General features: G+C 69.6%; 2 protein-coding genes and 2 pseudogenes. All 4 read left to right on the top strand.

Translation table 11 applies throughout. The annotated features are described in order from the left end of the window. Window positions 1–304 (top strand): annotated as a pseudogene (locus ACFW2E_RS46240) (helix-turn-helix transcriptional regulator); the annotation flags it as partial. A 48-nt stretch (window positions 305–352) separates the two neighbouring features. Then, a pseudogene (locus ACFW2E_RS46235) lies at window positions 353–517 on the top strand (DNA primase); the annotation flags it as partial. Continuing rightward, window positions 514–915 (top strand): DUF6009 family protein, encoded by a 402-nt coding sequence (locus ACFW2E_RS46230; RefSeq protein WP_384478010.1) that lies wholly within the window; start codon window positions 514–516, stop codon window positions 913–915. The pseudogene ACFW2E_RS46235 and the gene ACFW2E_RS46230, both read left to right, overlap by 4 nt. Before the next feature lie 88 nt (window positions 916–1,003). Then, entirely contained in the window at window positions 1,004–1,801 is a 798-nt protein-coding gene (locus ACFW2E_RS46225; RefSeq protein WP_384478007.1) for an SDR family oxidoreductase, read from the top strand. Window positions 1,802–1,835 lie beyond the last annotated feature (34 nt).

Raw genomic sequence — 1,835 nt, 5'->3', positions numbered from 1 at the left:
CGCCCAGGCTTTCCTCCAGCTCGGCCGGCCGGACCGGGCCCACGCACTGCTCACGGAGGAACTCTCCTCCCTCGCGCCCGGTCCCCGTGAACGCGGCGTCGCGCTGCGCCTATTGTCCGCCACCGAGGAACCCGAATGGCGTCTGCCCACCCTCTCGCGGGCCGCCACCGAACTGCGGCGCTCGGACGACCGCGTCGAACTCGCCCGCGTCCTGAGCGACTTCGCCCACACGCTCGACACCCTCGGTGAACTCAGCACCGCGGATGTCTTCCGCCGCCGTGCCGCAGGCCTGTCGGCGGCCTAGAGGGCGTTTGAAGTGGGCGGATGGCCCTTTACCTCCGAGTCGCTTCCTCGCCAGTGGTGCCGGAATGAGAGGTCCCCGGCGGTCTCGTCGCGTGCCTTCGCCGCACGGGTGCGAGAAGTGGTGGGGCTGGCTTCTCCCAAGGAGATGATCCTGTCCAACCAGCGCAAGTACTACCCGGGCATCGCACCGGTCGCCGACGAGGAGACAGCATGAGCGCTCTCATCGAAGAGGACGAGATCGCACACGGGGCCGACCTCGTCTGGCTCGAGGACACCGGTGGACTCGACTACGTCCGCCAGAGCCCGGACCGGCTGCTGAACCGGCGGGGCAAGCCCCCGTACCACCGGGACGGCCGCATGGTCGGACACGCCCTGCTGGGGCCGGAGGCCAAGCCCTTGCGCACGTCGGGCGCCTTCCGCCGACGCGTCTTCTGGCTGCTGCCGCACGACCGAGACTCTGACCCGAAGGGTCTGCACGCGACCGGCGCGCCCGCCGAGGCCGTGGACCCGCGCACGCTGGCGCCCGGTGGCAAGGGGCGCAAGACCGAGCGGTCCGAGGGCGGTCCGCCCTCGGCGACGGCACGGGAGCCGGGAAACACGCCGCCGCTGTAGTCGTCTCGTGCGCGGGCGCCGGGGGGTTCGCCGGACGGAAGGCGTAAGGACGTTATGGAAGAACCGTCTACCCGGTATATTCCTCGGTGTGGCAGTCCGGGCTTCAACGGGGGGACATGGCAGGGGCGCGCTCAAGGGCAGAACGGCTCTGGTCACCGGTGCCAGTCGCGGCATCGGCAGGAGCATCGCGCTCAGACTGGCGAGCGAAGGCGCCCTGGTCGCCGCTCACTACCGCCGTGACGAGACCGGGGTCGCCGAGACGCTCGCGGCGATCACGGACAGCGGCGGACGAGCCTTCGGTCTGTGCGCCGAGCTGGGTGTCCCGGGGGACGCCCAGACGCTCTACGCCCGCTTCGACGCGAAACTGGCCGAACACGGAGCGGCCCAGGGCCTCGACATCCTGGTGAACAACGCCGGAACGAGCGGGTCCGCGCGCATCGACGACGTGACACCCGAACTTTTCGACCGCTTGTTCAGCGTGAACACCCGGTCCCTGCTGTTCGTCGCCCAGATGGGGCTCAGGCGGATGCGCGAGGGCGGCCGCATCATCAACATCTCGTCAGTGGCCACCCGGATCGCCTACCCGGAGTCTGTCGTCTACTCGATGAGCAAGGGCGCGGTGGACACCTTCACGCTCGCTCTGGCCAAGGAAGTCGGTGAACGCGGCATCACCGTCAACGCGGTGGCTCCCGGCTTCGTCGAGACGGACATGAACCTCGCCAAGCGAAGCACTCCCAAGGCGGCGGCACAGCTTGCCTCATGGTCCGTCTTCAACCGGCTCGGCAGGCCCGGGGACATCGCCGAGATCGTGTCCTTCCTCGCGTCCGACGCCTCGGGGTGGATCACGGGCCAGTGCATCGACGCCTCTGGAGGCTCCCGGCTGTGACGCGGTCTTGGGTGTCCGGTCGAAAGACGGGGCC

The sequence above is a fragment of the Streptomyces sp. NPDC058964 genome (genome assembly GCF_042741275.1).
In the GTDB taxonomy this organism is placed as follows: domain Bacteria; phylum Actinomycetota; class Actinomycetes; order Streptomycetales; family Streptomycetaceae; genus Streptomyces.
This window is presented reverse-complemented; position numbering and strand designations above follow the sequence as displayed.